23 protein-coding genes are annotated in these 25,879 nt (G+C 65.4%); 12 read left to right on the top strand and 11 right to left on the bottom strand.

Features of this window, described 5'->3' with window-relative positions:
* Positions 1 to 53 precede the first annotated feature (53 nt).
* Positions 54 to 647, bottom strand: a complete 594-nt coding sequence (locus BM075_RS18505; RefSeq protein WP_093362180.1) for a TIGR04282 family arsenosugar biosynthesis glycosyltransferase — start codon at positions 645 to 647, stop codon at positions 54 to 56.
* A 2-nt stretch (positions 648 to 649) separates the two neighbouring features.
* Positions 650 to 1,789, bottom strand: a complete 1,140-nt coding sequence (dapE, locus tag BM075_RS18500) for a succinyl-diaminopimelate desuccinylase (protein ID WP_093362179.1) — start codon at positions 1,787 to 1,789, stop codon at positions 650 to 652.
* Positions 1,790 to 1,985: 196 nt separating this feature from the next.
* Between dapE and BM075_RS18495 the strand changes: the two genes are divergently transcribed.
* The 3 genes from BM075_RS18495 (at position 1,986) to yaaA (ending at position 5,266) form a co-directional block, all read left to right on the top strand.
* Positions 1,986 to 2,276: a YggT family protein gene (locus tag BM075_RS18495; protein WP_093362178.1), complete on the top strand. Its 291-nt coding sequence runs from the start codon at positions 1,986 to 1,988 to the stop codon at positions 2,274 to 2,276.
* Positions 2,277 to 2,362: 86 nt separating this feature from the next.
* Entirely contained in the window at positions 2,363 to 4,420 is a 2,058-nt protein-coding gene (gene recQ, locus BM075_RS18490; RefSeq protein ID WP_093362177.1) for a DNA helicase RecQ, read from the top strand.
* Positions 4,421 to 4,480: 60 nt separating this feature from the next.
* A complete protein-coding gene (gene yaaA, locus BM075_RS18485; protein WP_093362176.1) occupies positions 4,481 to 5,266 on the top strand; it encodes a peroxide stress protein YaaA in 786 nt (261 codons plus the stop codon).
* A gap of 68 nt (positions 5,267 to 5,334) precedes the next feature.
* On the opposite strand, the gene BM075_RS18480 is transcribed toward yaaA, so the two are convergent.
* Positions 5,335 to 7,647 carry an ATP-binding protein gene (locus BM075_RS18480; RefSeq protein ID WP_093362175.1) on the bottom strand — a complete coding sequence of 771 codons (2,313 nt, stop codon included), beginning with the start codon at positions 7,645 to 7,647 and terminating at the stop codon, positions 5,335 to 5,337.
* Between the two features lie 195 nt (positions 7,648 to 7,842).
* Between BM075_RS18480 and BM075_RS18475 the strand changes: the two genes are divergently transcribed.
* Together BM075_RS18475 and tdh are read left to right on the top strand one after the other, a co-directional pair.
* On the top strand, positions 7,843 to 9,036 hold the full coding sequence (locus BM075_RS18475) for a glycine C-acetyltransferase (RefSeq protein WP_093362174.1): 1,194 nt from the start codon (positions 7,843 to 7,845) through the stop codon (positions 9,034 to 9,036).
* Between the two features lie 5 nt (positions 9,037 to 9,041).
* Positions 9,042 to 10,067, top strand: a complete 1,026-nt coding sequence (gene tdh / locus BM075_RS18470) for an L-threonine 3-dehydrogenase (RefSeq protein ID WP_093362227.1) — start codon at positions 9,042 to 9,044, stop codon at positions 10,065 to 10,067.
* 28 nt (positions 10,068 to 10,095) lie between these two features.
* Here tdh and BM075_RS18465 read toward each other — a convergent pair whose 3' ends face one another.
* The 4 genes from BM075_RS18465 to BM075_RS18450 form a co-directional block, all read right to left on the bottom strand.
* Positions 10,096 to 10,746: a DnaJ domain-containing protein gene (locus BM075_RS18465; RefSeq protein WP_177208410.1), complete on the bottom strand. Its 651-nt coding sequence runs from the start codon at positions 10,744 to 10,746 to the stop codon at positions 10,096 to 10,098.
* A gap of 234 nt (positions 10,747 to 10,980) precedes the next feature.
* Positions 10,981 to 11,721 (bottom strand): metallophosphoesterase, encoded by a 741-nt coding sequence (locus BM075_RS18460; protein WP_093362226.1) that lies wholly within the window; start codon positions 11,719 to 11,721, stop codon positions 10,981 to 10,983.
* Between the two features lie 79 nt (positions 11,722 to 11,800).
* Positions 11,801 to 13,396, bottom strand: a complete 1,596-nt coding sequence (serA, locus tag BM075_RS18455) for a phosphoglycerate dehydrogenase (RefSeq protein ID WP_093362172.1) — start codon at positions 13,394 to 13,396, stop codon at positions 11,801 to 11,803.
* Positions 13,397 to 13,469: 73 nt separating this feature from the next.
* The gene (locus BM075_RS18450) at positions 13,470 to 14,624 is read right to left on the bottom strand and encodes a phosphoserine transaminase (RefSeq protein ID WP_093362171.1); all 1,155 of its coding nucleotides are present in this window, start codon (positions 14,622 to 14,624) and stop codon (positions 13,470 to 13,472) included.
* Between the two features lie 472 nt (positions 14,625 to 15,096).
* On the opposite strand from BM075_RS18450, the gene serB reads away from it, so the two are divergent.
* Positions 15,097 to 15,975: a phosphoserine phosphatase SerB gene (gene serB / locus BM075_RS18445; RefSeq protein WP_093362170.1), complete on the top strand. Its 879-nt coding sequence runs from the start codon at positions 15,097 to 15,099 to the stop codon at positions 15,973 to 15,975.
* A gap of 15 nt (positions 15,976 to 15,990) precedes the next feature.
* On the opposite strand, the gene BM075_RS18440 is transcribed toward serB, so the two are convergent.
* Complete coding sequence (locus BM075_RS18440) at positions 15,991 to 16,986, bottom strand: asparaginase (RefSeq protein WP_093362169.1); 996 nt, start codon at positions 16,984 to 16,986, stop codon at positions 15,991 to 15,993.
* A gap of 165 nt (positions 16,987 to 17,151) precedes the next feature.
* Here BM075_RS18440 and BM075_RS18435 point away from each other — a divergent pair, with 165 nt between their 5' ends.
* The gene (locus tag BM075_RS18435; protein WP_093362168.1) at positions 17,152 to 17,673 is read left to right on the top strand and encodes an invasion associated locus B family protein; all 522 of its coding nucleotides are present in this window, start codon (positions 17,152 to 17,154) and stop codon (positions 17,671 to 17,673) included.
* 78 nt (positions 17,674 to 17,751) lie between these two features.
* Here BM075_RS18435 and BM075_RS18430 read toward each other — a convergent pair whose 3' ends face one another.
* Entirely contained in the window at positions 17,752 to 18,798 is a 1,047-nt protein-coding gene (locus tag BM075_RS18430) for an NAD(P)/FAD-dependent oxidoreductase (RefSeq protein ID WP_093362167.1), read from the bottom strand.
* A 51-nt stretch (positions 18,799 to 18,849) separates the two neighbouring features.
* Between BM075_RS18430 and mnmC2 the strand changes: the two genes are divergently transcribed.
* Both mnmC2 and BM075_RS18420 read left to right on the top strand, forming a co-directional pair.
* A complete protein-coding gene (mnmC2, locus tag BM075_RS18425) occupies positions 18,850 to 19,527 on the top strand; it encodes a tRNA (5-methylaminomethyl-2-thiouridine)(34)-methyltransferase MnmC2 (protein WP_093362166.1) in 678 nt (225 codons plus the stop codon).
* Entirely contained in the window at positions 19,524 to 20,402 is an 879-nt protein-coding gene (locus tag BM075_RS18420; RefSeq protein WP_093362165.1) for a DMT family transporter, read from the top strand. The genes mnmC2 and BM075_RS18420 overlap by 4 nt, the downstream gene beginning before the upstream one ends.
* 239 nt (positions 20,403 to 20,641) lie before the next feature.
* Here the strand turns inward: BM075_RS18420 and BM075_RS18415 are convergent, their stop codons facing one another.
* A complete protein-coding gene (locus BM075_RS18415; RefSeq protein WP_093362164.1) occupies positions 20,642 to 22,594 on the bottom strand; it encodes a lytic transglycosylase domain-containing protein in 1,953 nt (650 codons plus the stop codon).
* Positions 22,595 to 22,777: 183 nt separating this feature from the next.
* Here BM075_RS18415 and dapA point away from each other — a divergent pair, with 183 nt between their 5' ends.
* Together dapA and BM075_RS18405 are read left to right on the top strand one after the other, a co-directional pair.
* Positions 22,778 to 23,653, top strand: coding sequence for a 4-hydroxy-tetrahydrodipicolinate synthase (gene dapA, locus BM075_RS18410; RefSeq protein WP_093362163.1), 876 nt, complete (start codon positions 22,778 to 22,780; stop codon positions 23,651 to 23,653).
* Between the two features lie 23 nt (positions 23,654 to 23,676).
* Entirely contained in the window at positions 23,677 to 24,663 is a 987-nt protein-coding gene (locus tag BM075_RS18405) for a ligand-gated ion channel (RefSeq protein WP_143089906.1), read from the top strand.
* Between the two features lie 25 nt (positions 24,664 to 24,688).
* Here BM075_RS18405 and BM075_RS18400 read toward each other — a convergent pair whose 3' ends face one another.
* A complete protein-coding gene (locus tag BM075_RS18400; RefSeq protein ID WP_245758905.1) occupies positions 24,689 to 25,243 on the bottom strand; it encodes an NYN domain-containing protein in 555 nt (184 codons plus the stop codon).
* 145 nt (positions 25,244 to 25,388) lie between these two features.
* Here BM075_RS18400 and smpB point away from each other — a divergent pair, with 145 nt between their 5' ends.
* Entirely contained in the window at positions 25,389 to 25,862 is a 474-nt protein-coding gene (smpB, locus tag BM075_RS18395) for an SsrA-binding protein SmpB (protein ID WP_093362160.1), read from the top strand.
* The last annotated feature ends 17 nt before the right edge of the window (positions 25,863 to 25,879 follow it).

The raw sequence follows: 25,879 nt of genomic DNA, 5'->3' as shown, positions 1-25,879 counted from the left end.
CTTCTTGTTGGCGGAAATACCCATGTCGACGCAGAACGAAAACAGAAAGCCGGTCAAGGCGACGGTGCACCGCGCTTCAGGTCGCGGGCTTCGTCAACGTCCGCAAGGCAGTCCAGGAACGCCACGCGGCTGGCACCTACGGCGGATAGGGTGTCGTCCAGAGCGTGCGCGGTGGACCAGCGAACGTTCGAGAGGAGAGCTTCGCGAGGGCTGGCGGTTCGTTTCAGCCCGATTAGCCAGAAGCCGCCATCCAAAGCCGGACCGAAGACGGCCTCATGGCGACCGAGCAATCGAAATGCTTGGGCGATATGGCGGCGACGAATGTCCGGGATGTCGGCTCCGATGATAACGGCGGGACCTGGCGGCGCGGTGCGGAGCAAGCGCTCCATGCGCGCGCCGAGATCGCCCGGCCCCTGCGGGCGGCGTGGAAACCGGGGCGGCCAGGCGCGCGACGTCATGCCCGCGCGGTCTGGCGAGACGGCCAGGACCGTCTGCCAGCGTGGGTCCTCGATCCTGCGAAGCAGTGCGGCAGACTGATGCCGGAACCACCAGGCGGCCTCCACCATGCCGATCTCGCGCCCCAGTCGCGTTTTCACCCGTCCGGGGCGTGGCTCTTTCAGCATGACGAAGACGTGGCAGCGGTGCATGATCAGTGGAAATACTCGGCGAGCATCCTCGAATAGATCGCCTTCAATTTCCGGATCTGATCGACGGGCACCCTTTCGTCGACCGCGTGCATGGTTTGGCCGACCAGGCCGAACTCCACTACGGGGCAGTAGTCTTTCATGAACCGCGCATCGGACGTTCCGCCTGACGTCGAGAGTTCCGGGCGCCGCCCGGTCTCTGCCTCCACGGCCTTGGCGACCAGGTCCGAAAGTGGCCCGGGCGGGGTCAGGAAGCACTCACCGGAGACCCTGGTCTGCAGTTCGATGGCCACGCCGGTTTCTTGCGCTACGGCACTCGCCTCGGTTTGGAGCCAGTCCGTCAGGCTGCGGCCGCTGTGACAATCGTTGAAACGGATGTTGACGGTCGCGCGGCAGGCTGCCGGGATGACATTGGTGGCCGGGTTGCCTGTCTCAATGGTGGTAACGACGAGAGTGGAGGCGTCGAAGTGTTCGGTCCCATTGTCGAGCTGTGCCGCCGACAGCCGCGCCGCCAACATGGCGATGGCCGTGACCGGGTTCTTCGCCCGGTGCGGATACGCGGCGTGACCCTGTACGCCGCGCGCGGTGAACCAGGCGGTGATCGAGCCGCGCCGGCCGATCTTCATCATCTCGCCCATCTCGTTGGGGCAGGTCGGCTCCCCCACCAGGCATACGGACATCGCCTCTCCCTGATCCGCCATCCAGTCGAGCAGTGCGACGGTGCCGTCGGTCGCGTCGCCCTCCTCGTCGCCCGTGATGGTGATCAGAAGCGCTCCGTCGGGTGGGTCTTGCCGGACGACATCCACAGCGGCCGCCACAAAGGCCGCGACGCCGGACTTCATGTCCACGGCGCCGCGCCCCCACAGATGTCCGTCCCTGATCTCCGCCGCAAAGGGCGGGGTGGACCAATCGGACACATCCCCCACCGGCACCACGTCGGCGTGACCGTTGAAGCCGAAGCTCTTCGGATGGCCCTTCTCCCCCCATCGGGCAAAGAGGTTGGGCGTGCCGTTGCGGTCGACCCGGGTGCAGGTGAAGCCCGCCTCCGACAGTACGGCAGACAGCACCTCCAGCGCGCTTTCCGCCTCCGGAGTGACCGATGGGCAGCGAACGAGGGCGGCGGTCAGGTCTACTGGGTCGGTCATCGGGCGTCCTTCGGGCAATGTCGCGCCCGCCTAGCGGCTTTGCGGGCTGCTCGCAATCTTGGTGATCGCGGCACGTGCGCGGCGGGTGTAAAGCAAGTGTTTACCCGCCTGTGCGTACGACATGAAGGGCAGGCGGTTGCGCACGACGCCGCTGACCCTTACATCCTTCGCGCGTAGGGTACCGGAGCCAGAGCATATGATCGCGATCATCCAGTTCATCGACCTGCTTCTCAGCGTCGCCTTTTTTATCATGATCGTGCACATCATCATGAGTTGGCTGCTGAACTTCAACGTCCTCAACTACAATCAGCCGTTGGTGCGCGGCATCTGGGACGGGCTGAACAAGCTTCTGGAGCCGATCTATGGCCCCGTTCGCCGGATCCTCCCCGATACCCGACCGCTGGACCTCGCGCCGCTCGTCGTATTTATCGGGATCATCGCCGTACGGGACATTTTCCTGCCAGCGCTTGCACGTTCCCTCTACTGATCGTGCCTGCCGGGCCTTGTGAACCGATTTCTGGTGTGGGATGCTGCCTGCAATAACGAGCAGCTGAAAAATCTCCAGGACCGGCCATGGCCGCCCCCTCTCCCAATGACCTTCTGTCGACCGTCTTCGGATTCGACGCGTTTCGACCCGGACAAGCCGAGATCGTCGAGGCGGTGGCGGCTGGCGAGAACACACTCGCCATCATGCCCACGGGCGGCGGCAAGTCGCTCTGCTTCCAGCTTCCGGCGCTGTGCCGCTCCGGCGTGACCGTGGTCATCTCGCCGCTGATTGCCCTCATGCGCGACCAGGTGCGGGGGCTTCGTGCCGCCGGGGTGGAGGCGCACGCGCTGACCTCGGGGAACACGCAGGAGGAGACGGACGCGGTTTTCGACGCGTTGGATCGGGGGGCGCTCAAACTTCTCTATATGGCGCCTGAACGGCTGGCGTCTGGCGCGGCCGCGAACATGCTGCGCCGCGCCGGTGTATCGCTCATCGCTGTGGACGAAGCCCACTGCGTCAGCCAGTGGGGGCACGATTTCCGCCCGGACTACCTGCGTATCGGTGCGCTTCGGCAATCGCTGGGCGTGCCGCTGGCAGCCTTCACCGCCACTGCCGATGCGGAAACGCGTGAGGAGATCGTCGCGCGCCTTTTCGACGGGGAGGCGCCACGTACGTTTCTGCATGGGTTCGACCGTCCGAACATCCACCTCGCCTTCGCGGCCAAATCGTCTCCGCGCAGCCAGATCCTGACATTTGCCGCCGCCCGCCGAGGTCTGTCCGGCATCGTCTATTGCGGCACGCGGGCCAAGACGGAGGGGCTTGCCCGGGCGCTGCGCGAGGAGGGACACGCCGCCTGCCATTACCACGGCGGGATGGAGGCCGAGGAGCGCAGACAGGTCGAAGAGCGGTTCCAGACCGAGGACGGTTTGATCGTGGTCGCCACGGTTGCCTTCGGGATGGGGGTGGACAAGCCAGACATCCGCTGGGTCGCCCATGCAGATTTGCCAAAATCCATCGAGGCGTACTACCAGGAAATTGGCCGTGCCGGGCGCGACGGGGCGGCGGCGGAGACGATGACGCTGTTCGGGCCGGAGGACATTCGCCTGCGGCGGTCGCAGATCGACGAAGGCCTGGCGCCACCGGAACGCAAGGCCGCCGATCATGCGCGACTGAACGCCCTGCTCGGACTTGCGGAGTCGCTGGGGTGCCGGCGCCAGGCGCTGCTGTCGTACTTTGGCGAGACACGGACGGAGCCATGTGAATGCTGCGACCTGTGCGATCGGCCACCCGAGGTCTTCGACGGCACCACGGCCGTCCGGAAGGCGTTGTCGGCGATCCTGCGCACGGGGGAGTTCTTCGGCACAGGGCATCTCGTGGATATCCTTCTCGGCAACGTTACCGAAAAGGTCCGCGAGCGCGGCCATGATACGTTGCCGACCTTCGGCGTCGGAACGGAGTACGACAAGCGCCAGTGGCAGGCGATCTTCCGGCAGATCATGGGGCACGACCTCGTCCGCCCGGACCCGGAACGGCACGGCGCCCTGCGGATGACCGAAGCCGCCCGGCCCATCCTGCGGGGAGAGGCGTCGATCACCTTGCGCAAGGACAGCGTTGCGAAGGCCAAGAGCGCGCCATCGGTACGTGCCCTTGTGAGCGAGGAGGACGCGCCGCTGCTGTCGGCGCTGAAGGCAAAGCGCCGCGCCCTGGCCGAAGCGGCGGGCGTTCCGGCCTATATCGTCTTCAACGACCGGACATTGATCGAAATGGCGGAGCGCCGCCCGTCCACGCTGGACGAGATGGCCCGCGTCGGCGGGGTGGGGGCAACCAAGCTGGAGCGCTATGGCGTGGCGTTTCTCGAGGTCATCACCGGCGCCGCCGAGCCGCCGGTTCACCCGGCCCGCCGCGGCCTTGCCGGGCGGGAGGCAGGCGCCGTGTTCGACCGGCTGCAGGCGGTGAAATCGGAACTCGCCCGTGGGCCCGAAGGAATCGACAAATATCTCGACTGCTCTCCCTCGACTCTGCGGCAGATCGCGGAACGCCGACCGGGTTCGCTCGACGATCTCGCCCGCATTCCCGGCATGGGAGTGCAGAAGGTGGAGCGATTTGGGCCTGCGTTCCTTGAGGTTCTCGCCGAGGCGTCCTGAGCGCTGGCGCGTTGCGTGCGGGGCATTATGTTGCGGAGCGCAGACACAGCCGGAGGCCCCATGCTTGTCGTCATTTCCCCTGCCAAGAGACTGGATTGGTCGAATACGCCTGGTCTCGGGTGCACAGAGCCGGAATTCAGGGCCGAGGCGAACGCGCTGGCCCGCGTGGCCCGGAGGTTGTCCGGCCCGCAATTGCAACGGTTGATGGGGATCAGTTCGGAGCTGGCAAAGCTCAACCGGGAGCGTTTCGCGGCCTTTGCCGACGATCCGGCGCCGGAGGCCGTGCGCCCCGCCGCTCGTGCGTTTGCCGGCGACACCTACGCCGGGCTCGAAGCGAAATCGCTGGACGCGGAAGAACTCGCCTGGGCGCAGGATCACTTGCGTATCTTCTCCGGCTTGTATGGGGTGCTCCGCCCGCTGGACGCCATCCAACCCTATCGCCTGGAGATGGGCAGCCGCCTCAAGACCCGGCGTGGTGTGTCGCTCTACGACTTCTGGGGCGATCGGCCGTCTCGCGCCTTGCGCGCAGCTGCCGAAGCGGTGGGCGCCGAGAGGATCGTGAATTGCGCGAGTCAGGAGTATTTCGGCGTCGTTCGGCCGGAGGCGCTCGGGCTGCGGGTGGTGACACCTGTCTTTCTGGAGGACAAGCCTGGTGGACCGAAGATCGTCGGCGTTCACGCGAAGAAGGCACGGGGAGCCATGGCGCGGTTCATCGTTCAGCGGCGGTTGGCCGACGAAGCTGCCCTAAAAGACTTCGATACGGGCGGATACGCCTACGAGCCTTCCCTGTCGGAGCCGGATCGCCCCGCCTTTCTCCGACAAACCGAGGCCTCCGCTGCCGCCTGACAGCCGCCGAGGCTTCGTCCCTTCGCCTTCGGTCATTCGCGGCAAGACACGATAACGCTCTGGAATGGCTACTCCGCAGCGGTGGTGATGCCGCGAAGTGGTGGGCGACGCTCCGGTGGGCAATGGGCGGAGATCAGTTCCACGATCGGTTCCTTCCGCAAGGGTTTCGTGAGGTAGTCGTCGAGGCCCGCTTCCAGAATGCCCTCCCGGTCTCCCGTCAGGGCATGCGCGGTCATGGCGATGATCGGAACTCGCGCAGCTGGGCCGTCCAATGCACGGATGCGGCGCGTCGCCTCCTTTCCGTCGAGCGCCGGCATGGAGATGTCCATGAACACCAGATCGGGCGTAAAGGCCGCGCACAGATCGACAGCCTCCTGACCATTACCGGCGAAGATTAGGTCGATGTCCAGGTGTTGGACCATACCCCGAAAGACGAGCTGGTTGGTTCGGTTGTCCTCAGCCGCCAGGACCCGCATCGGTGCCGGAGGGTAATCCTGCTCCTCGCCGTCATCATTGGCGGGACTTGGCAGGTCAGATCGTCCAGATACGAAATTAAAAATGATATCGTCAGGATCGACCGCTCCCACCGGCAGGTCCCTCCCGCCCGGTCCCGACCGAAGCCCTACACCGTCGGCTATCGCAGGCTCAATCCCGGACACCGCGTCGAGCAAGTCGCGGCGCTGAACCGGCCGCAGGAGCGTTCCGTCCACGGCGGAGACCCCTTCCATCGGTTCCACGCTGTCGCGGTCCGCGAGCAGGAGAACTCTCGACGGGTAGAGGTGCGTATTTCGCAGTTCGACCGCCAAGTCTTCGGCCGCGCAGACGTTGCGAGAATCGATCAGGATGATCCCAGGTCGCACACCCACCCGGATCGCGTCCATCGCAGCACGACCACAGTTGGCGAGGTGCACGTCAAAACCGAGATGGGTCAAGTGCTTAGACAGGATCGATAGCTCGAGATCCTCCGCATTTCCAACGATCATAGCCTGCGCGTTCCCCCGGACGGGCCTAGCGCAGAGATAGGGGCCGTCGCCCGGGAGGGTGACACCGAAGCTGAAACACGAGCCCTGCCCGACTTCGGACTCCACCCGGATCTCGCCGCCCATGCGGGCAACGACCTCCCGGCTGATGGCGAGGCCGAGGCCGGTGCCCTCGTATGTACGGTCTCGTGCCTGTTCGACCTGCGCAAAAGAATGGAAGATGTGCTCCTGCATCTCGGGCGCGATACCGATCCCCGTATCCTCGATCCGCACCCGTATGTCCCAGTGATTCCCTTCGCGTTCCTCTCCCGAAAGACGGATCAGGACATGCCCTTCGTCCGTGAACTTGACGGCATTTCCTACCAGGTTGATGAGCACCTGGCGGATGCGGCCGGAATCGCCGATCAGCCGAGTCGGCACCCCAAGGTCGTAATCGATATGCAGACCGAGCCTCTTTTCCCTCGCCATGGGCGCGACCAACGCCAGAATCTCGTGCAACATCCGCTCCATGTCGAAGGGTTCGGGGCGGAGCGTCAGGCGTTTGGCCTCCAGCCGAGAATAATCCAGCACGTCGTTGATGATCGTGAGCAACGCACCGCCGGAGTTGCGGATGGTGCGCAGGTAGAGCTGTTGTTCCGGGTCCAGGTTCCTTTCGAGGAGAAGGTCGGCCATGGCGATGATCCCGTTCATTGGCGTCCGAAACTCGTGGCTCATGTTGGCGAGAAATGCCGATTTGGCGCGGTTGGCGGCTTCGGCACGTTCGCGCGCCTGCTGCAGTTCCTCCGCCTGGGCGATCATCGCCGTGATGTCGAGCGCGAGACACACCATGTCGCCGTCACGCGAACGGCGGTCCAGCAACCGGCAGCACTGTCCGTTCCAGAGGCGGAGCGTGATGTCCGGAATGTCGGCCCTGTCCCACCGATCCAACATGTTACCGATCCATTCGTCGGGCGGGGTGTTTCCGACATCGACGATGCCTTCATCGACGGCAAGCCGCAGGAGGTCGAGATAGGAGATGCCGGGCTGGATTGCCTCCAGGTAGTCGAAAAGAGCAAGCCAGGCGCTGTTGGCTGCGATCAACCGGTCCTGCTGGTCGAAGACGGCGAATCCGTCGGCGATCGTCTCCACCGAATCCCACAACCGGCGCTCGACGATCTGAACCTGCGCCTGGGCCCGCTCCAGATCCGCACGGGTGCGCGCGTTGCTGTCCTTCAGTTCGACGGCCTCGCTGCGCACCACGCGAACTTCCTCGCGCTGCTCGACGATCTGGTCGGAGAGTTGCAGCGCGTGCCGGGAAAGCTGCCTGTTGGCCTCGAACAGTTCACGGCTCTTGAGCTCCAGAAGGCGCTCCGCAGCAAGTCGCGCGCGCCGTTCGGACGCTAGCTTGTCGGTCAAGTTCAAGTCCCCGGTCTCCCCTCGTTCGACCACCTCGGGGGTGTGGCCCATGGCCGGCATACTGACCGGAGGTGGTGAAGGGACCTTTAAGCCGGGCCTGTTCGGCTGATTGAGCCTGACATGACCTTCCTGCGCACTCGCTTTCGGTCGGCATTGCGTTCACCATGCGGGTAACAGGCAGATGCGACCAAAGGAAAACCCATGACACCGGATTTCGCCCGCGACCTCGAGGCGACGCTACAGGAGATCGAGGCCCAGGGGCTGATGAAACGCGAGCGTCCGATCGCGTCACCCCAGGGCGGGCGGATCGAAGTGGAGGGCCGCGAGGTGCTCAACCTCTGCGCCAACAACTATCTCGGCCTCGCCGACGATCCGCGCCTGGTCGCAGCCGCCAAGGCTTCGTTGGACCGCGACGGCTTCGGCATGGCCTCTGTCCGGTTCATCTGCGGGACCAAGCCGTTGCACCGGCAGTTGGAACAGGCCCTGGCGGCGTTCCTCGGCAAGGACGACGCGATCCTCTACGCCGCCTGTTTCGACGCGAACGGCGGGCTGTTCGAGCCGCTGCTGAGCGAGAAGGACGCGATTGTGTCCGACACCCTTAACCACGCTTCGATCATTGACGGCATCCGGCTCTGCAAGGCGCGCCGCTTCCGCTACGCCAATTCCGACATGGGCGAGTTGGAAGCGCAGCTAAAGGCGGCCCGCGACGGTGGCGCGCGCCATGTGATGATTGCGACAGACGGCGTGTTCTCGATGGATGGCTACCTCGCCAACCTGCCCGGGATCGCCGCACTTGCCGAGCGCTACGACGCGCTGGTGATGGTGGACGATTGCCACGCGACCGGCTTCATGGGTCCGCAGGGGCGCGGCACACCGCATCACCACGAGGTGGCCGATAGGGTGGACATCGTCACCGGCACACTCGGCAAGGCCCTGGGCGGGGCGATCGGCGGCTACGTTGCGGGTCCTCAGGCCGTGGTGGACCTGTTGCGGCAGCGGTCCCGACCATACCTCTTCTCCAATTCGCTTCCCCCTGCCGTCGTGGCGGCCGGGCTGGAGGCACTGAAGATCGTGGAGGCGGGGGACGACCTGCGCGCGCGGCTGTTCGAGAACGCGGCCTACTGGCGGGAGGGCCTTCAAGGGCTTGGTTTCGAGCTCCTCCCGGGAGAGCATCCCATCGTGCCGGTGATGTTGGGCGACGCGAAGCTCAGCCAGCAGATGGCGGAGCGGCTCTACGACCACGGCGTCTACGTGGCCGGCTTCTTCTTTCCGGTCGTGCCCAAGGGTTTGGCCCGTATCCGCACGCAGATGAACGCGTCCCTGACCAAAGAGGACCTCGACCGGGCACTGGATGCGTTCGGCAAGGCGGGGCGCGAAACAGGGGTGTTGTCATGACCACGATGAAAGCGCTGGTGAAGGCCAAACCCGAGACCGGCCTCTGGATGGAGGAGGTGCCCGTGCCCGAGATCGGGCCGGACGATGTGCTCATCCGTGTGCACAAGACGGGGATCTGCGGCACCGACATCCATATCTGGAACTGGGACGACTGGGCGCAGCGCACGGTGCCTGTGCCGCTGGTGACCGGCCACGAGTTCTCTGGCGAGATCGTCGAGATTGGCCGCCGGGTGGAGGACCTGAGTATTGGCCAGCGCTGTTCGGGGGAGGGCCACCTGATCGGGCATCACTCCCGGCAGGTGCGGGCGGGCAAGTTCCACCTCGACCCTGAGACCCGCGGCGTCGGCGTGAACGTGCCTGGGGCCTTCGCCGAATATCTGTGCCTGCCTGCCTTCAACGTGGTGCCGCTGCCGGACGAGATCGACGACGAGATCGGCGCCATCCTCGACCCGCTGGGCAATGCGGTGCACACGGCGCTCTCCTTCGATCTCGTGGGAGAGGACGTGCTGATTACCGGCGCCGGCCCCATCGGCATCATGGCCGCCGCCGTCGCCCGGCACGTCGGCGCGCGCCATGTGGTGATCACCGACGTCAACCCCGACCGTCTTTCGCTGGCCACGCGGGTGGCCGATGTCCGCCCCGTCAACGTGGCCAAGGAAGATCTGCGGGATGTGATTGCCGCGCTCGGGATGACGCAGGGCTTCGATATCGGGCTGGAGATGTCGGGCAACCAGTCCGCGCTGGATCAGATGGTCGAATCACTCACCATGGGCGGGCGGATTGCCTTGCTCGGCATCCCGCCGGGCAAGTCCCCGGTCGACTGGTCCCGCATCGTGTTCAAGGCGATCACGATCAAGGGCGTCTACGGCCGCGAGATCTTCGAGACCTGGTACAAGATGATCGCCATGTTGCAGAACGGGCTCGATATCCGGCCGGTCATCACGCACCGCTTCAAGGTGGACGATTACCGAAAGGGCTTCGAAATCATGCGCGGCGGCTCCTCCGGCAAGGTCGTGTTGGACTGGACCTGACGCAGTATGGCCCCGTGCTTGCTGCCCGTCAGGGAGCGCGAAACCGAAGGCGGACACTGCGAGCGCCGGGGAACTGCCGGGAGCGGATATTGTCCGGCGCCAAAACGTCTCCGGCCCCCGACGTCGGAGAGCGGAACGTCACGATTTCGAAGGTCGCCATCGTCATGTCCTGCAGGACCGCTGTCGGCAGCGCCACACGGTTCAGTCCGCTGACGAGCGGCGTTGCGAAGGTATAGGTCAGGCTGCGGCCATGGACGGCGACGGCGAGCGGCACATGCTCCGCCGGAGCGACCGCCGCACCGGTGCCAGGGGTGGGCGCCGCCCGTTCGGCGAGTAGCACTGCATTGCATGCATCGATGGCCTCCGGGGTCAACGGTAGGAGCCGTGTAACGACCTTCGGCTTTGCCGGGGTGGAGGGTTCGGACTGTGGAGTCTCCGCCGGTGCAACGGGTTCCGCAATGGCGTTCGAGTCCGCAACGAAGCCGGCGTCGGTGATCAACAGCTCATATGCGGCCTTTGCCTGCGCGAAGGACGTGCCTTCGCCATCGTTCCGATCAGGATGGGCCTTGAAAGCGGCGCGTCGCCATGCGGTTCGGATCGCCACGGCATCCGCAAATTTCCCGACGCCCAGCAACTCTCTTGCGGCCGCGCGGGCACGCACTCTTTCTATCGGACTCATAACAATACGACCATTTAACAACCAATTTGAATCAAGGTGCCGTAGATCGCCTACGAAAGTCAAAGTTTGCCTGTATCTTCGCGGTAAAGGTCGACAATGCATCCCTCGGCTGCGGTATTGGAGCGCCTCGCTGATGCAATGATCTGGGAGACCGGGTCGGTATGCCCAGAGCCTCATGCAACCCTCCCGAATCGGCTACATCCAACCCGGACATCCCAACCAGAGGGTTAATTGTCACGGTCCGATGGGCGGCACCGGGCGGCGTCCATCCTTTGTCAAAAGCCAGACGTCCCGGCCCTCGATCACCACGGCCGACAGCGCCTGTCCATAGCCCGCGCCGGTGTCGAGGTTCAGCCGGTTGCCGTAGTGCGTCACCTCTTCCACGGGTGTGTGTCCGTGAACGATCAATGGGCCATGATCGCTGGTGTCGGAGAGGAACGGCTCGCGAATCCAGACGAGGTCGTCGCGGGACTGCGCCTCAATCGGAACGCCGGGGCGGATGCCTGCGTGGACGAAGAGGCAGTCGCCTTCGGTGTAAGGCGTGCTCAGGCTGTCGAGCAGAGCAATGTGGCTTTCGGGAACGGCGTTCTGCGCGTCCGCATGGATCGCCGTATCCCGCCGGCCGTGGGAGACATCCACCCCGTAGGAGGCCAGCGTTTCCCGCCCGCCCAACGGCGGCCAGAGCCAGTCCAGATCGTCGCGCATCTGGTCCCGCAGTTTCTCGGGATGGAGGAACCGGCGCATCATCCGGTCGTGGTTGCCAAGCAGGATCACATGCGGCGCGCCCGCGTCCCGACATTTCAGCAGGTAGTCGAAAACGCCGCGCGTGTCCGGTCCCCGATCCGGCAGGTCGCCAAGATGCACCACCGTCGCCCCCGGGTCGCCCACGGCAGCCTTGTCTGCCTCGATCAACGCATGGGCCGCCTTGAGTTTCTCCAACTGCCCGTGAATGTCGCCGATGGCATATGTCCGCATGATCCGCCCCAAATGACTGCGGGCGCCCCGATGCGGCGCGCCCGTTGTCCGTTTCATCTGGTTCTTCGAACGCAGCGCGTCAAGCGACGGCGAAGGCGAGGGGGCTCACGTTCTGGAACAGGCCCGTCTCCTTGAGTATCTGGATGACCTCAGGCGAGACCGGTTCGTCCACGTAAAGCAACGCGATGGCATCCTTGCCCGGTTCGGTACGACCTAGGGTGAAGTTGGCGATATTGACGCCGTTCTCGCCCATCGTCCGCCCAAGGGTGCCGATGATGCCGGGCACGTCCTTGTTCGTGGTATAGAGCATGTGCTCGCCGATCTCGGCATCGATATTGATGCCCTTGATCTGGATGAACCGCGGCTTGCCGTCGGAAAAGACGGTGCCCGCGATCGACCGTTCCCGCTTTTCCGTCACGACAGTCAGCTTGATGAAGGCGTCGAACACCCCGGATTTCGCCTGCGTGGTACGAGACACCTGCACGCCGCGCTCGGCGGCCTGGATCGGCGCGGAGACGAGGTTCACCTCCGGGTTGGAGGCCTTCATCACCCCGGCGATGGCCGCACAGCCGAGCGCGTCGAGGTTCATGCTCGCCACCTTGCCGTCGTAGAGGATGTTGATGGCCTCGATCGGCTCGTCGGTCATCTGCCCGATGAAGGCGCCAAGGTGCTCGGCCAGCTTCAGCCACGGCCCCATGACCTTGGCTTCCTCGGCGGTCACCGACGGCATGTTGAGCGCGTTCTCGACGGCCCCCGTGTTGAGGTAGTTCGACATCTGCTGCGCCACCTGAAGCGCGACGTTCTCCTGCGCTTCGGTGGTTGAGGCCCCGAGGTGCGGCGTGACGACGACGTTCGGCAGCCCGAAGAGCGGATTCTCCTTTGCCGGCTCCTGCGCGAAGACGTCGAAGGCCGCGCCGGCGATGTGTCCCGATTTCAGAAGGTCGGCGACTGCCTGCTCGTCCACCAGTCCACCGCGGGCGCAGTTGATGATCCGGACGCCCTTCTTCGTCTTCTCCAGGTTTTCACGGCTGAGGATGTTGCGCGTCTTGTCCGTCAGCGGAACGTGCAACGTGATGAAATCTGCGCGCCGAAGGAGCTCGTCCAGATCCACCTTGGTCACGCCCAGCTTGGTGGCGCGCTCGTCGGAGAGGAATGGGTCGTAGGCGATGACCTTCATCTTCAGTCCCACGGCGCGTTCGCAGACGATGCCGCCGATGTTGCCCGCGCCGATCACGCCCAGCGTCTTGCCGGTAAGCTCAACGCCCATGAACAGGGACTTCTCCCACTTGCCTGAGTGGGTGGAGGCGCTGGCCTCGGGGATCTGGCGCGCCACGGCGAACATCATTGCGATAGCGTGCTCGGCGGTGGTGATCATGTTGCCGTATGGCGTGTTCATCACGATCACGCCCTTCTTGGAGGCGGCGGTGATGTCGACGTTGTCGACGCCGATCCCCGCGCGCCCAATCACCTTTAGATTGTCGGCCCGCGCCAGGATCTTCTCGGTCACCTTGGTGGCGGATCGGATGGCGAGGCCGTCGTAGTTGTGGATCAGTTCGAGCAGCTTTTCAGGCTCCTTGCCGAGGGTCGGCAGGAAGTCCACGTCGATGCCGTTGTCACGGAAGATCTGCACGGCGGTTTCGCTGAGCTTGTCGGAAACGAGAACTTTGGGGGCCATGGGAGGCACTCCTGTCTGAATAGGGGGAAGACGGGGGCCGCCGGGCCCCCGAATTTTCGGCCGAAAACTCGTTTCAGGCGTGTTCGGACTGCGCCGCGATTTCCGCTTCGAAGGCCCAGGCCAGCCACGGCATCAATGCCTCGAGGTCGGACGTCTCGACCGTTGCGCCGCACCAGATCCTGAGGCCCGGAGGCGCGTCGCGGTAGGCGCCGATGTCGTAGGCGACGCTCTCCTTGTCGAGCCGCTTGGCCACCGCCTTGGCAAAGGCCGCGCCGTCCCTGATCCGGTCGTCGGTGAATTTCAGGCAGACCGACGTATTCGAGCGGATCGCCGGGTCGGCGGCGAGGAAGTCGACCCAGTCATTCTCGGCGACGAAACGACCGATCACGGCGGTGTTGGCGTCGGCGCGGGCGATGAGCCCTTCGAGCCCGCCGACCGACGCAGCCCAGTCGAGCGCGAAAAGGTAGTCCTCAACGGCCAGCATGGAGGGCGTGTTGATGGTCTCGCCGCGAAAGATCCCGTCAATCAGCTTGCCGCCTTTGGTCAGGCGGAAGATCTTCGGAAGGGGCCAGGCCGGCGTATAGCTCTCGAGCCGCTCCACCGCGCGGGGCGACAGGATCAACATGCCATGCGCCGCCTCGCCGCCCAGCACCTTCTGCCAGGAGAAGGTCGTGACATCGAGCTTGTCCCACGGCAGGTCCACCGCGAAGGCGGCGGAGGTCGCGTCGCAGATCGTCAGGCCCTGACGGTCGGCGGGGATGGCCTCTCCGGAGGGCACGCGCACGCCGGAAGTGGTGCCGTTCCAGGTGAAGACCACGTCCTTATCGAAGTCCACACCGGCCAGATCGACGATCTCGCCATAATCGGCGGTCTTCACGACGGCATCGAGCTTGAGCTGTTTGACTGCGTCGGTCACCCAGCCTGCGCCAAAGCTTTCCCAGGCCAGCATCTCGACTGGCCGGGCACCAAGAAGCGACCACATGGCCATTTCCATGGCCCCGGTGTCCGAGGCTGGCACGATGCCGATGCGGTACTCCGCCGGAACGCCCAGAACCTCGCGGGTCCGGTCGATGGCGGCCTGAAGCTTTGCCTTGCCGATGGGCGCGCGATGCGAGCGGCCGAGGGCGGCGTCCTTCAGGCTATCGAGCGTGAATGTGGGGGGTTTGGCACAGGGGCCGGAGGAGAAATTCGGGTTCGCCGGCCGCGCAGCCGGGGAGGGAGTCGCCATTGGTGGTATCCTTCCAGATATATGCCCCTCGTTGGGGAGGGGTGTCCCACCTCGGCGGATACGCTCTCCGTGAAGAACACGCAAGGCACCAATGAAGCGTCTTCGCCGCATGCCGCGTTTCGAGCTCGCGGCACCGTCGCCGCACCAACCAGGTCTCGACGAAATCGAAAACGCCGGGCGCAGCTTTAACTGCCCCCGGCGTCCGCGTCGTGAGTGGTTTGTTTCAATTAGAGAAACAGTAACCTATATTTGAACTCTGGCGAAATGGAATCGTCGCGGGGCGTCGCACAACTCAAATGAAGGGCCCCTCCGCAGTATGGCTGCTAACCCGTAGATTTCATATTTGTTTATTGTTTGCCTCTGTTTAGATGAAATTTTGGTGCGGCGGGCATTCAGGGCATCAAACCGCGGGGCTGGCAATTCGTTACCGGTCCATGCTTAAAGCCGCGCATCTGACCTACCGGAACCCGCCATGCTCGTCGTCACGCTTCTCACCAGTCCTGATTCGTCCCGCCTGGAGCGCCCCCCTGTGGAGGCCCTGCGCGGCGCATGGGGCGGAAGTGCGGCCCGCTGGCTGTCCCCCGAGGTAGCGGCGGAATTCAGTATTGCGGAAATGCCGGACAACCGCTGGACCGTCTGGGAGGACTTTCAGTCGCTCGGCATCGACCTTGTGGTGCAGCCTGCCGAAGGGCGTCGCAAGAAGATGCTCCTGGCCGATATGGACAGCACCATGATCGGGCAGGAATGCATTGATGAGCTGGCGGACGCAGCCGGGGTCGGTGCACGGGTGAAGGAGATCACCGCCCGCGCGATGAACGGCGAACTGGATTTCGAAGGCGCCCTGCGCGAGCGGGTCGGATTGCTGAAAGGCCTGCCGGAACGCGTGATCGAAGAAGTGCTGGCGGAGCGCATCACCCTGACCCGGGGCGGCCCGGAGCTCATCGCCACGATGAAGGCGAACGGGGCCTACACCGCCCTCGTGTCCGGCGGTTTCACCGCCTTCGCAGGCCCTATCGCTGAACAACTGGGTTTCGATGAGCACCGCGCGAACCGCTTGCTGTTGGAGGACGACAAGCTGACCGGCGCGCCTGCGGAGCCGATCCTGGGCCGCGAGGCAAAGATTGCGGCGTTGCGCGATATCACCGACAAGCTCGGCATCAAGGTGGAGGAGGCCTTGGCCGTCGGGGATGGCGCGAACGACCTGGGCATGCTGCACCTGGCGGGTGCAGGCGTGGCGCTGCACGCCAAGCCGGTCGTTGCCGCAGAGTGCGACATCCGGATCAACCACGGTGACCTGACGGCCCTTCTCTACATCCAGGGGTATTCGGCAGACGAGTTCGTGACCGCCTGACCCGGCGGCACTTCGTCAGTCGAAGACGCCGGGCACCGGCCGCATTTGTCCGGTGTCCATCCCCCGACGGTTCAGCAGATGGGGATCGAGATAGCGGCGGACGTACGGATGGGCACGGTCGAGCACGCCGAGAGACACCAGGATCGCGGCAATCGCGCATTCGCTGGCGCGCGTCGTCCCGTCCTCGATCTTCAGCGCGACGCCCAACCGACGCTCCGGCAGGATCGCCACGTAGAACCCTTCCGCTCCCGTCTTCACCACGCCCGCGCCATCCATGACCCGCATCAGTTCCGTACAGGCCCGCCCTTCGCCGGCCACCAGCGCGGGATGCGCCATCATCGCACGCACCAGCCGTTCCTGCCCCGCCTGCCGCCGCCCCATGCCCTCACGCGCGGCCGCAAAGCGGGCCATCGCTCGCCCGACCCCCGCGAGTGTTGCCGCAAAGTTGGGGGCCGAGCAGCCGTCGATTCCGAAGCCCGGGCTGGTTTCGCCGGTCACCTCTTCCCAACTGGCACGAACGGCCTGTTGCACAGGGTGATCCAGGTCGACGTAGTCCGGTCCCGCGCCAAGGTGCTGCGACAGAGTCAGAAATCCGGCGTGCTTGCCAGAGCAGTTGTTGTGCAGTTGGCAGGGCACGCCGTCTGTACATAAAAGCCGTTCATGTTCTTCGGGGTCGGAGGGCTCCTGCGGGCCGCAGCGCAGGTCGTCTTCGCCAAGCCCCAGGTCCGACAGCCAGCGTTCCACCCGCGAGATGTGAATCTGCGCGCCGCTATGGCTTGCGCAGGCCAACGCCAACTGTTCCGGCGTCAATCTCGCCGCGTCCGCAGCCCCGCTTTCAAGCAGCGGTAGCGCCTGCACCACCTTGGCGGAGGAGCGCGGCAGCACAACCTTCTGCGGTTCCCCCCAGGCGTGCACCACTGCGCCGGTCTCGTCGCAGACGACCGCGTGACCCCGGTGGACGGACTCCCGGATGTCGCCGCGCCAAAGCTCCACCATCTCAACGGCTGACATTCGCGTTGCTCCATGACAAAAAAGACCCGAAGGGCTTCACCCGCCCGACCGACATGCGTTAGCATAATGGGCAGTAGGATGAAAATTCTTCCGCTCAATGAAGAGTTCCCCAGGGGCCGCGAGCGGGTTGAGCGAGGCAGAGACAGCTGGAGGCTGCGTAAACAGATGATTTCCCGGATCACGACCGGACTAGCGGCTGGCGCCATTCTTCTTGGCGCCGCGACGGCGATGGCGCAGGAATCGACCAACAGGGTCGCCGCAAAAACGGACTGGAGCGTCTTCGTAGAGACCGACCCAACGGAATGCTGGGGTGTTTCCTCACCGAAGGAGACCGTGAACACGAAGGATGGCAAGCCGGTTTCGGTGACCCGCGGCGACATCCTGCTGTTCGTGACCTTCCGACCCAAGGTGGCGGGCGAAGTCTCCTTCACCGGCGGCTATCCCTTCGCCGGTGGGTCCACGGTCACGATGAACGTGGGTGGCTCGGATTTCGAGCTCTTCACCGAAGGGGAGTGGGCGTGGCCGGCATCCCCGGAGGATGATGCGAAGCTCGTGACGGCGCTCAAGCGCGGGTCGGAGGCGACGGTCACCGGACGGTCGTCCCGCGGGACCGTGACCAAGGACACGTTCTCCCTCATGGGCTTCACCGCAGCGATGGAAGAGGCGGAGAAGCGCTGCGAGGAATAAGCGCGGCCTGGCTTAGCCGGCCGGTTGCGCGACTGACGATTTCGTCGCCGAGGTCACCCACCGGTGGCGTCGGCGTCGTTATTTCAGGTTATCTTCCACCCTGAAGCCGTCGGGAATGTCGTCCCGACCCTCCAGCACCAGGTCCGCCATCACCTGTGAGACCTTGGGCGCCATGCCGAACCCGGTCTTGAACCCCCCATTGGCGACGAACTGCCCGTCCCGGCCCGGCCATTGGCCCAACATCGGCGACCGGCTCCGCGCGCGGGGGCGGAGGCCGGCCCACTTGTCGATCACCAGTGCATCCGCCAGGGCAGGGCAGGCAGACTTCGCGCGGGCGATCACCGCGTCGACCTGCGCATCCGTCGTCTCGGCGGCGTCGAACTCCCGCTCCGTGGTTGAGCCGATCGCGACGGTCCCGTCCGTGTGCGGAACCGCGTGCGTGGAGTCGGCGAAGTACTGTGGCGCCTCCGGGCGGTCGAGCCGGAGAAGCGCCGCCTGTCCCTTCACAGGCACGCCGACGGTCTTGCCGAGATCGCGGCTCAGATCCGCCAGCCCCCAGTGCCCGGTGGCCCACAAGACCTTTCCCTCATTCTCCGCCGCGCCGATGACGATCTCGCCGCCCGCACCCTCGATGGCCGCGACCAGCGCTTCCGCCGCGCGGCGCGGATGGAGCCGTGCCGTCAGGGTGTCGTGGATGAGCCAGCCGGTCGGGCTGCGGGGGGCCCAGTCGCCGAAGCCTTCCGCACGTACCACGCTCCAGCGCGCTTTCCCCTGCCAGAGCGTCTCCGCCTCCACGGCCCGAGCGCGCGCGCGCTCGAGTCCGGCCTCGTCGAGGATCGGTTGCAGTCGGCCGCTACGCAGGTAGCCGGGATCTCGACCCGATGCCTGCGCCACGTCCAACCAAAAGCGCTCCGCGAGGATCAGGCTTTCAAACTGGAAAGTTTTCAATGCGTTCCACTTTTCGGGGACGTGCGGGGCGAGCGCTCCGACGAGCCCGCCCGACGATCCTGCCCCGATGCGCGTCGTCTCGATCAGCCGCACATTCGCGCCGCGGCGGCACAGTTCCCAGGCACAGGACAGGCCGAAAATCCCACCCCCGCGTACCGTTACGTCGATCCTTGCCAAGACATCACCTCTCGCCCATGCTCCGCGCGTTTGAACAGGGGTCTAGAGCAGGTGCAGAAGACTGACCAGAGCCCCCGCCTGACCTGGCGGGACGGAAACGTGCCGGTATCGGAGAGGTTCGAGGACCCCTACTATTCACTCGAAAATGGGCTGGCGGAGACACGACATGTGTTCCTCGCAGGAAATGCGTTGCCGGATCGTTTGCAGTCGGGCTTTACGGTCGCCGAACTTGGCGTCGGCACGGGGCTGAACCTTCTGGCGTTGGCCGAATGCGCTGCGAGCGCCGGAGTGGACGGCGTATGCTACGTCGGCTTCGAGGCCTACCCGCTGGACCGCCCCGACATCGACCGCGCCCTTGCGCCGTTCGAGGATTTGGCCCCGTGGCGGGACGCGTTGCTGGAGGTCTGGCCGCCGGTGGCGAACTCGGCCAAGGTTGGCCCGGTCTCCGCTAGCCTCATACCGGGGGACGCCCGCGAGACCCTGCGGGCGTGGGATGGCGCCGCCGACGCCTGGTTTCTCGACGGCTTCGCGCCGGCCCGCAATCCGGAACTCTGGCAGGCCGACCTGATGGCCGAGGTCGCCCGCCACACCCGTCCCGGTGGCACCTTTGCCACCTACACCGCTGCAGGCGAGGTTCGCCGCGCGCTCACCGCCGCGGGCTTCACGGTGGAGCGCAGGCCGGGGTACGGGCGCAAGCGGCACATGACGGCGGGGAAGCGCGCTTTATGATCACCGTTGCCAACAACGAGCGGCTCGGCATCGCGCTGATGGTCGCCACCACCTTCGTCTTTTCCTTGCAAGACGGGATCTCGCGCCATCTCGCCGGCGAGTACAACGTGCTGATGATCGTGATGATCCGGTACTGGTTCTTCGCGGCCTTCGTCATGACCGTAACTGCCCGGCAGGCGGGGAGCGTGCGGGCCGCCGCCGCCACCCGCCAGCCGCTCCTGCAGATCGGCCGGGGCGTGCTGCTGGCGCTCGAAATTTGCGTGGCGGTGCAGGCGTTCGTGCTGTTGGGACTGGTGGAGGCGCATGCCATCTTCGCCTGCTATCCGCTGATCATCACCGCCCTTTCGGTTCCGCTGCTTGGCGAGCGAGTCGGCCCGCTGCGCTGGATGGCGGTCGGGGTGGGGTTTCTGGGAATCCTGGTGATCCTGCAACCCGGCCGCAGCGTGTTCTCGCCCTACGCATTTGTGGCCCTGACGGCAGCCGGGATGTTTGCGCTCTACGGCCTGCTCACCCGCTACGCCGCCAGGCGCGACAGCGCGTCGACGAGCTTCTTCTGGACCGGCGTCGCGGGCGCGGTGGTCATGACGGTCGTGGGAATCGCCTTCTGGGAACCGATGAGCAGTGGGGACTGGCTCTGGATGACGCTTCTCTGTCTCATGGGGGCTTTGGGCCACTGGCTGTTGATCCGGTGCTACGAGGTTGCCGAGGCCAGCGCAGTGCAGCCCTTCGCGTACCTGCAACTGGTGTTCGCCAGCACGCTCGGCGTTGTGGTCTTCGGCGAGCGGCTTGAGGCACACGTCGTTCTCGGCGCAGCAATCGTGATCGGCGCTGGCATCTTCGCCCTATCGAGAGAGCGGGCTCGGTCCCGGCGGTGACGTTCGACCAAGGCCGGAGCGCTCCCGCCCCCGGAACCGCGCCGCACGCGGCTTGTCCGGCGTTGGGCCAGGCCGCGCCTTCGGCGCGGCGCGTGCGCACCGCTCCCCACGCATCGCCGGCACGCCGAAGGCGTGCGTGGCCCAACGCTTTTCGGCCCCGCGAGGGGCCGGAAAGGGGCGGGAGCCCGCCTTGCTGACTTGCGCATCGGCGGAAATGCTTCGCGGTGTACTTGAGCGGGTCAGCCCTCTCTCAGGAAGGCAGTCATGGCGACCGGCGCCTCGCCGGTTTTCCCCGAAAGCCGCGCCCGGTAGATAAGAATGCTCTCCGAGACGCGCATCACGTAATTCCGCGTCTCCCGGAACGGGATCATTTCCACCCAGTCTATGATATCCACCTCCGGTGAGCGCGGATCGCCGAAGCGCGAGACCCAGTCCACCGATCGCCCGGGGCCGGCGTTGTACCCGACGGAGACCAGAACCGGCGCTTCGCCGAAGACTTCGAAGAGGCCCGACAGATACTTCGTGCCCAAGGTCACATTGTAGTCCGGGCGCCGGGTCAGGCCGTCGCGGTCATAGGGCACCTTGATTTCGAACGCGACGTCGCGCGCCGTGCCCGGCATCAGTTGCATGAGGCCACGCGCACCGGCCGGACTCACGACCACCGGATCGAACTCGCTTTCACGCCGGGCGATGGCGAGCGCCCATTCCCGCGGTATCGGCAAGTCACGGTCCATGTGCCGGCTAAGCGGGAAGTAAGCGGCCGGCAGAACCACGCCGCCGCCTGCTGCCCGTTTGGCCAGCATGAGCGCAATGTGCGTTTCCCCGCGGTCCATGAGCTGCGCGGCCAGCGCGCCGACCTCTTGCCGCGGCCATTCTTCGGCCGTCTGCGTCAGGAAACGCTCCGCCAGCGCGGTTTCACCGGCCTCTAGCAGGAGAAGCCCGGCCTTGACGACCGCACGATCCGTCAACGCCTCGGCTTTCCCGTCTTCGAATGTCTCCCGCCCGGCGAGATCAGGGTCCATCGGCAGCCCGGCTGCCTCTGCGGAAAGCAGCCCGTAGTAGCTCGTCTGATACTTCGCGCCCTCGGCAAAGGCTTCCTGCGCCCCGGCATCATCCCCGAGCGCGGTGAGAGCGCGCCCCCGCCAATATCCGGCGCGGCCGAGGCTGATGGGTGTGCGGACGGCCTCGGCGAAGCGGTCAAAGTGGAGCAGGGCCAGCTCCGGGTCGGCGAGGAACCGCAGGGCGATGAACCCGGACAGCCACTCCAGATCCGCAAAATCGCTGCCCTCGACGAGAAAGTGCTGACTGGCCAGCGCATAGGCCTCCGGCGCCTTGCCGTCGCGCATCAGGCGCCGGGCGAAGATGCGGCGCCAGTTCGCCCATTTCTCCGGCCGGCCCAGCGAATCGGGAGATGTTGAGCGCTGCGCCATGAACGCGATTGCATCGTCGCCGCGACCCTTGCGAATCCGCCAGTTGAAACGCTCGTAGGCGAGCCCGGCATCCTCCGCGAGGGCGGCCGGCACCGCCTCGATACGTTTGTCCACGCCCGGTGCCATCGTGGCGAGCGCCATTCGTGCTTCCGCCAGCGCCTGCCAATCCTCCGGCACGCGCGGCAGCATGCGTTGCGCCGCTCCTGTCTCGCCCCGCCACAGCAATTCGTCTAGGCGTTCGGTATTGTGGCGTTTCAACAGATCGCCGAACAACCCGAGCAGGACGTCCTCCGTCTCTGGCGACAGCGACCGTGCCCGCCAGGCCATCACAGCAAGAGCCTCGGCATCGCCCTGCTGTCCGAGCGCCAGGTGAGCCTGCACCACACGCACCACGCCCGTGCCGGTTTCGGGCAGGTCGCCGTCGAAATAGGCCAGAACCTCGGAAGGCGCGGCATCTTCGGGAATCGACCCTTCTCCGCGCGTCCGGAGCAACGAAAGCCCAGGCCAGTCCGGGTGGCGGGAAATGAAATCGCGGTAGGCGTCGAAGGTTGCCTGACCGCCTTGCCGGAGGCGATGCCACTCCACGATGTCCCGCCCGACCGTGCCCGCGCCGTTCGCCGCCACGGCCGCCGCGCGCCAGTTGGCCGCGCGCACCTGGTTCAGCGCCTGCGACAGGGCTTCGGCCTGCGAGGATTGAGCGGCTGCGCTTTGCAGCGGCAGCCAGACGATGAAGAATAGGAGGAAGGGCGTGACGCGTCGCAAGGTCGGGTCGTATCGTTTGGCAGTTTTCGATCTGCACGACCCTAGCCAACATGCGCCGCGCCGCAACTCACAAACTTGGCAATTTCGACGCGGGTCTGTAGGGTCCGCCGCGTCCCGGAGGGGACGAGTCGGCCAGGAGCCGTCATGCAGGCGCGGCGGACGCGCGGGATACGGAGGTACATCATGTTCAAAGGCTCAATTCCCGCTCTGGTCACTCCCTTCAAGGACGGCAAGCTGGACCTGGAGGGGCTCGATTCGCTGATCGAGTGGCACCTCGAGCAGGGCAGCAACGGTTTCGTGCCGGTGGGCACGACGGGCGAGAGCCCGACGCTCAGCCATGCCGAACACGGCGAGGTGGTTGCGCGCGTTGTCATGGCGGCGGGCGGCAAGGTCCCTGTGATCGCCGGTGCCGGGTCCAACAACACGGCCGAGGGCATCGACCTCATCCGCCACGCACAAAGGGTTGGCGCCGATGCCGCGCTGGTGGTGACGCCCTACTATAACAAGCCGACGCAGGACGGCCTCTACGCGCATTTCAAGGCGCTGCACGACTGTTGCGATCTGCCGATCGTCATCTACAACATCCCGGGCCGCTCGGTGGTGGACATGTCGCCCGCCACGATGGGCCGTCTGGCGGAATTGCCGCGGATCGTCGGGGTGAAGGACGCCACCGGCGACATCACCCGGGTCAGCAAGCAGCGCCAGACCTGCGGCAAGGACTTCATTCAGCTGTCCGGCGAGGATGCCTCAGCGCTCGGCTTCAACGCGCATGGCGGCGTGGGCTGCATCTCCGTCACCGCCAACGTGGCCCCAAAGCTCTGCGCCGAGTTCCAGGCTGCGACGCTGGCCGGCGACTACGCGAAGGCGCTGGAGTATCAGGACATCCTGATGCCGCTGCACACGGCGATCTTCCTTGAGCCGGGGCTTGCGGGCGCGAAGTATGGCCTGTCGCTGCTTGGCAGGTGCTCGGAAGAAGTCCGCCTGCCGCTCGTCGGTCTGAGCGACGGGACCAAGCGGGCGATCCGCGAGGCGATGGCGTTCGCGGGACTGATCGACTGAGGGCCGGCGTGGTACGCTGCGGCGTGTCTTCTCGTTGTCCCATCGCTTCTGCCCAGACGCGTTTCCTGCGCTGTCTCACCGTCTTTTGCCTGATTGCGGCCGGCTGGCTCTGCGCTCCACAGGCGACCGCGCAGGCGGGGCTGCAGGAGGTGCGCGCGGGCCTTTTCATTACGTCTCTCTCGGCGATTGATCCCCGGGACGGCAGCTTTCGGGTTGCCGCCTTTGCCTGGTTCGCGGATCCGCAGGGCCGGTTCGATCCCACGCGGGACATGGAGGTGATCGCGCGCTCGGCCTCGGTCGAGCCATTTGAGAAGCAGCCGCTGGCGGGAGGCGGAACCTATACGGCCGTGCTCATCGACGCGGTCGTGGATCATGGTTTCGACGTGCGCGATTACCCCTTCGACAGACAGACGCTCCGCTTCGAGTTGGAATCGGCGCTCCCGTCCGACCAGTTGGTCTTTCGCCCGGATGTTTCGGACTCGCGCATCAGCGCGGACGTCAACTCGCCCGGCTGGCGGATCGGCACCCTCAGCCTCACGTCGACCAGCCGGACCTATGAGACGGGCTTCGGCCATCGACCGGCTGGCGCATCCTTCTCCCGGATCACGGCGGATATCGAGATCAGCCGGAAGCTCTCGCCCTTTGTCTTCGAAAAGTTCGCCGGGTTCTTCGTGGCCCTGCTGATTACCGGGCTGGTTCTGATGGTGCCGGTCGCGGAACTGGGCACGCGGGTGGGAATGACGACCGGCTCGATCTTTGCCGCCGTCTTCAACCGCTATCGCCTGGAAGATGGCATCGGTTTCGACGCGGTGTTCGGCGTCGTCGACCAGGTCTCCCTCCTGACCTTTAGCGCGATCCTTTCAATGCTGCTGCTTTCCCTGACGACGCACCGTGTACAGATGTCGCGCGGTGTCGCGGCTGCGGGGCTCTTGAACCGGCGGGTGGGGGCGGTGGTTCTTGCCGTTCATGCCCTTCTGCTCGGCCTCGCCTTCGCCGTGGCGATGGCGTGACGGGCGCAGTGGTCACGTGGCGGACCTAGTCGATATCGAGCCAGAGATTCCCATCGCGGTACCCGCCCCGGATCAAGTGGCCGGGCGCCCGGATCTCCGGATGGTCGTCTTCCCAGTCACGGAAGCGATCGTTTGATACCACGCGAGCGCCGATGGAGTGCGCGACCTCCAACAAGATGGGGTCGGCCGGCGTTCCTTTGGCGACGACGATCACGTTGTCTCTGTGCAGGGACAGTCGCCGCGCCAGCGTCTGCTCGTTGAGATATTGGTTTTCCAGCTTGTACCCGGCGTTGGCATCGAACACCACGCCGGGCTCGAAGCCCCGTTCGGCGAGGCGTTGAACGACCTCGCGCAGTGTGTTCATCTGAGGGGTCTGATCCCTCCAATGCATGACGTTCGAACCGTCGATCACCACTTGGCGGTCGCGCGGTCGCGGCGCCTTGGGCGGGCGGCGCAGTTTGGCGCGGACCAACAGCCACAGGCTGGCGAGCGTCATCGGAACGGCGAGCAGCAGGAGATCCGCCAGGTCCGCCGAGACGAAGGAAATGGCGAGCAGGGCGAGGGAAAATGCAAACAACATGAACGGTCCAATCATGCGCCGATGCTAGGACCGCCGCCGGCCGCCGTCATCGGGATTCTGACTGGCGCAACACGATGCGGGCCGGACGTGGAACGCTTGCCATAGCGCTTGGAAGTCGCCGGCAAAGCGCCTATATCCCGCCTCCATGGCCAAGCCGAAGGATAACCCGAACTACAAGGTGATCGCTGAAAACCGGCGGGCACGGTACGACTATGCCATCGAGGACGATATCGAATGCGGTATCGTCCTGACGGGGTCCGAGGTGAAGAGCCTGCGCACGGTGTCCGCCAACATCGCGGAGAGCTACGCCGCGGTGGAGCAGGGCGAGCTGTGGCTCGTCAACGGCTATATCGCCCCCTACGAGCGCGCGATGTTTGGTCACGAGGAACGGCGTCGGCGGAAGCTGTTGGTCTCCCGCAAGGAACTGGCGCGGTTGTGGAACGAGACGCAGCGCAAGGGCATGACGCTGGTACCGCTGGTGCTCTACTTCAACCACAAGGGCATCGCGAAGCTGAAAATCGGCATCGCCAAGGGCAAGAAGACCCAGGACAAGCGCGCCACCGAAGCCAAGCGCGACTGGGCCCGCCAGAAGCAGCGACTGCTGCGGCACGGCGAATAGCCCGAACTGCCCGGGCA

The organism is Tropicimonas isoalkanivorans, assembly GCF_900112335.1.
Lineage (GTDB): Bacteria > Pseudomonadota > Alphaproteobacteria > Rhodobacterales > Rhodobacteraceae > Tropicimonas > Tropicimonas isoalkanivorans.
The sequence above is the reverse complement of the archived record's forward strand: the minus strand, read 5'-3'. Positions and strand labels throughout refer to the sequence as shown.

Excerpts from the sequence above, each read along its gene's own strand:
- BM075_RS18505 (WP_093362180.1), bottom strand. The coding sequence starts at position 647 with ATGCACCGCTGCCACGTCTTCGTCATGCTGAAAGAGCCACGCCCCGGA.
- dapE (WP_093362179.1), bottom strand. The coding sequence starts at position 1,789 with ATGACCGACCCAGTAGACCTGACCGCCGCCCTCGTTCGCTGCCCATCG.
- BM075_RS18495 (WP_093362178.1), top strand. The coding sequence starts at position 1,986 with ATGATCGCGATCATCCAGTTCATCGACCTGCTTCTCAGCGTCGCCTTT.
- recQ (WP_093362177.1), top strand. The coding sequence starts at position 2,363 with ATGGCCGCCCCCTCTCCCAATGACCTTCTGTCGACCGTCTTCGGATTC.
- yaaA (WP_093362176.1), top strand. The coding sequence starts at position 4,481 with ATGCTTGTCGTCATTTCCCCTGCCAAGAGACTGGATTGGTCGAATACG.
- BM075_RS18475 (WP_093362174.1), top strand. The coding sequence starts at position 7,843 with ATGACACCGGATTTCGCCCGCGACCTCGAGGCGACGCTACAGGAGATC.
- tdh (WP_093362227.1), top strand. The coding sequence starts at position 9,042 with ATGAAAGCGCTGGTGAAGGCCAAACCCGAGACCGGCCTCTGGATGGAG.
- BM075_RS18465 (WP_177208410.1), bottom strand. The coding sequence starts at position 10,746 with ATGAGTCCGATAGAAAGAGTGCGTGCCCGCGCGGCCGCAAGAGAGTTG.
- BM075_RS18460 (WP_093362226.1), bottom strand. The coding sequence starts at position 11,721 with ATGCGGACATATGCCATCGGCGACATTCACGGGCAGTTGGAGAAACTC.
- serA (WP_093362172.1), bottom strand. The coding sequence starts at position 13,396 with ATGGCCCCCAAAGTTCTCGTTTCCGACAAGCTCAGCGAAACCGCCGTG.
- BM075_RS18450 (WP_093362171.1), bottom strand. The coding sequence starts at position 14,624 with ATGGCGACTCCCTCCCCGGCTGCGCGGCCGGCGAACCCGAATTTCTCC.
- serB (WP_093362170.1), top strand. The coding sequence starts at position 15,097 with ATGCTCGTCGTCACGCTTCTCACCAGTCCTGATTCGTCCCGCCTGGAG.
- BM075_RS18440 (WP_093362169.1), bottom strand. The coding sequence starts at position 16,986 with ATGTCAGCCGTTGAGATGGTGGAGCTTTGGCGCGGCGACATCCGGGAG.
- BM075_RS18435 (WP_093362168.1), top strand. The coding sequence starts at position 17,152 with ATGATTTCCCGGATCACGACCGGACTAGCGGCTGGCGCCATTCTTCTT.
- BM075_RS18420 (WP_093362165.1), top strand. The coding sequence starts at position 19,524 with ATGATCACCGTTGCCAACAACGAGCGGCTCGGCATCGCGCTGATGGTC.
- dapA (WP_093362163.1), top strand. The coding sequence starts at position 22,778 with ATGTTCAAAGGCTCAATTCCCGCTCTGGTCACTCCCTTCAAGGACGGC.
- BM075_RS18400 (WP_245758905.1), bottom strand. The coding sequence starts at position 25,243 with ATGTTGTTTGCATTTTCCCTCGCCCTGCTCGCCATTTCCTTCGTCTCG.
- smpB (WP_093362160.1), top strand. The coding sequence starts at position 25,389 with ATGGCCAAGCCGAAGGATAACCCGAACTACAAGGTGATCGCTGAAAAC.